At 39.1% G+C, this 3,129-nt stretch carries 2 protein-coding genes; both read right to left on the reverse strand.

What is annotated here, in order from left to right; translation table 11 throughout:
• Positions 1 to 7 precede the first annotated feature (7 nt).
• Complete coding sequence (locus ADH54_RS09885) at positions 8 to 688, reverse strand: hypothetical protein (RefSeq protein ID WP_049524984.1); 681 nt, start codon at positions 686 to 688, stop codon at positions 8 to 10.
• A gap of 12 nt (positions 689 to 700) precedes the next feature.
• Positions 701 to 3,129 (reverse strand): phage tail tip lysozyme (locus ADH54_RS09890; RefSeq protein ID WP_049524986.1); only part of this gene is annotated, 2,429 nt, incomplete at its 5' end.

The raw sequence follows: 3,129 nt of genomic DNA on the forward strand, positions 1-3,129 counted from the left end.
ATTCTCCTTATTGGTTACTACTAGTTGCGGTTGTTGGTTCAGAAGATGTCGGTGTTGCCGTTGATGTAGATGAAACTGGAGTCGAGCTTGAACTGCTAGTATCTGAATAGGTTCCTATACTTTGCCCTCTCGCTTCAGCCAATACGATAGGCTCTATTTTATTGATCAATAGTTTCCCTGCTTTTTCTACATAGGTCAATCGAATTGTCACCTTAGTGCTACCAGTTAGCCCCTTAGAAGCCCTATTATCTTTCTCTGTTAAGGTGGTACTAGTATATTGAACCTGAGCTAACGCAACTTTATGTGTTTTATCAATGTAGATAGAGCCTGATTCATAAGATTGGTCAACTACATACCCCTTATAGGTCTGGTTAACTGGCTTTTGTTCTTCTTGAACAGTTTCCTGATACATAGAATCAGTCATAAAAGGCTTATATCGTGGACGATTCTCTTCTAAATCCTTCTTGGTATAGTAAGCAATTAGAAAATCTTCGACCTGCTGTTCAGTAAGAGAGAGTTGTTCCTGTTGTTTCTCTTCTGGTTTTTGCTTCGCCTCTTCCTGAACTTGACTATTCTGTCTCAAATTCTGTTGTACTTGAGCAATAGAATAGCCCAGAACAATACATAAAATGGCAGCGACTCCCATAAGGAATCCCTTTACCATTTTGATTAACTTTTGATTATACATTCTTTTCCTTTCTTATTTAGGTGTAACAAAATAGATACCTGATTGTGGTTTCAAGGTACGCCAACTTGATACATATAAACCACCAAAGTTCATTTCTGACATTAAGAAGCTACCATCACTATTGACATACTCACAGAATCCAACGTGGCCATAGATTGGTGATGCTCCAGCTACACCATTCATGAATACAGCTGCAGAACCTGGTTTAGGAGTCGTTGAGATGTCATATCCTTGCGCTTGGCCACTATCAACCCACTGATTGGCATTTCCTAGATAGGGATGAATGCCAACTCCAATTTGAGCAAAGCGATTATAGACATACCAAGTACAATTCCCTGGTTCATAAGCGTTACCTGAATAGCCTTGTCCTTCTAAAAGTGCTTTATCCGTAGGAAGTCCATAAGGTAGCTTATCTTTATATTCTGATGGAACTTGCTTGCTAGAAACTCCCGTCGAACCTCCTCCTTTATTTTTTAAGAAATTCAACCATTGACGGGCTGCAGATTGCCGTTCTAGAAGCTTATTACCTGGTACTCCCAACCAAGAATTCAAAAAGTCCTCCGCAAGAGCTTCTACGGAACCCGTCGATGTTACAATTCTTCTGAATGCTGCACGTCTAGTTGGATCATCTTCCTCCAGAAGAAATTTTGTTTGGACTTCTGCAGACCAAATATCTCCATTCACAGATTTTGCAAAATTCCACAATGCAAGAGCACGAGGGCCAGTAAATTGGCCAATCCCAATCCCGATATAGTGTAAACCGTTGACTAGATAACCTCTTTCATTTAGAGGCAAGGTAGGGTACATAGCTTGAAAGGCTCCCCAGTTGCCAACTAGATTTTCTGCAGTTGGCTCTTTAGCGACTTTATCAAACTGATTATTGGTTAGAAAGTCTGTTTCATAGCGTTTAAAGGTGATGGAACTCTCAATATCAAATCCTCCCAAAACGGCTGCGATTCCTTCATCTGTTGCTTCTGGTATATTTTTTTTGATTGCATCCGCAAAAGCTCTTGCACGTCTTCCTTTATCTCCAGATGTTTCAATATTACTGACAACAGATGTTGCTTGGGTATATTCTACACGCTGGAAGTAAAAACCGACATTGACATAAGTCCAGCTCTTCTTGATATTCCCATCTTTATCTTTCTTGTTTGATCGATCAGGTTCTAGCTTTTGATAATAAACGGTTTGATTTCCTTCAGATGCTACCTTTCCAATAATATCTCCAGCTTTGACGTGATCACCTGTTTTGTAGCGAATCGTATCTACGTTCTTATACAGAAACTTGGAATCCTGATCACTAATTTCTATGTCACTCCCCTTAACTTCAACTTTCCCATCTAAAACAGCTAACAGAGACTGACCTCCTGAGGCCTGCAAAACAGATCCATTAAAAACTTCCGTCTTCGTTTTATATCCAAAACGCTCAATAATCTGAAGCGGTGCTTGCGATTCAGGTTGGTCTTCTGTATAAAATGGATTATCTAGTTCTTGAAGCAACATATATTTCCCACTATCTCTAGCAATTTCTAAGAGTTGTTTATACTCCTCTAACTCGTCCTTATCAAGCTTATAGAGACTATTTTGGGTATAAAGCTCTTCCATCGTTTTAAGATTGTCTTTATCCCCATTCAAATTCTTCCATAAGGTATCTAAGTAAAGTTTCCCACGATTCTGTTGTGAAAAATATTTATTCCCATCTATACGAAGCTTATCTGAAATATCATCATACTTATAATTCAAGTACAAAAGCGGATCATCAATTTTTGTCCAATAATCTACCTTGTCATTCGATTTTTCTCGATCCAATTTTGAAAGATACAACCAGGTATCATTCATATCAAATTCATCTTGACGGGTAATTCCTGAACTACCGATACCAAGTATAGCCAGAAACAAAAGCAGACCAAAAGCAATCAGATAAGCCTTTAAGCTAAATGGATTTTTGATAATAGCTTGAAGCGGTTTAGAACCTACACGGTAGAACTTCCTCGCTTTCTTAGCAACTTTCCCTGCTTTAGAAGTAGCTAAGCGTTTCTTATAGGCCTGAATACGACGAGAGAGTTTTCCTTCCCAAGAAAATTCTCTTGGAGTTCGAGTGAATCCTCTACCCTTAGCCTTATTGTAGACTCTATTTCCAAGGCTATAGCTCGATTTAACCATTCCTTGGCCAAGTTTACCACTATATTTCCCAATCGTTTTGATCCGTTTCCCTTGAATCTGAATATCCTGATATCGATATTTAGCTCGTGCTATATCTGATAGGGTATCATCCTGATGCGCAACAGAGCTAGCCTGTTGACTGGTTGATCGTTCTAGAGCCTGTTTAGTAGCACGGAGCAACTTCTTCTTGCGTGAACCACCATTAGCCTCTTGAGCGACTTTAAAAGTTCTTTTAGAAGTTTTTTTCTCCAGTTTCGCCTTATCTAATTCCTGCTTAA

The sequence above is a fragment of the Streptococcus pseudopneumoniae genome, from assembly GCF_001072315.1.
GTDB classification, from domain to species: Bacteria; Bacillota; Bacilli; order Lactobacillales; family Streptococcaceae; genus Streptococcus; species Streptococcus pseudopneumoniae_R.

Bases quoted from the DNA above. Each gene is read 5' to 3' on its own strand.
- ADH54_RS09885 (WP_049524984.1), bottom strand. From the start codon at position 688: ATGTATAATCAAAAGTTAATCAAAATGGTAAAGGGATTCCTTATGGGA.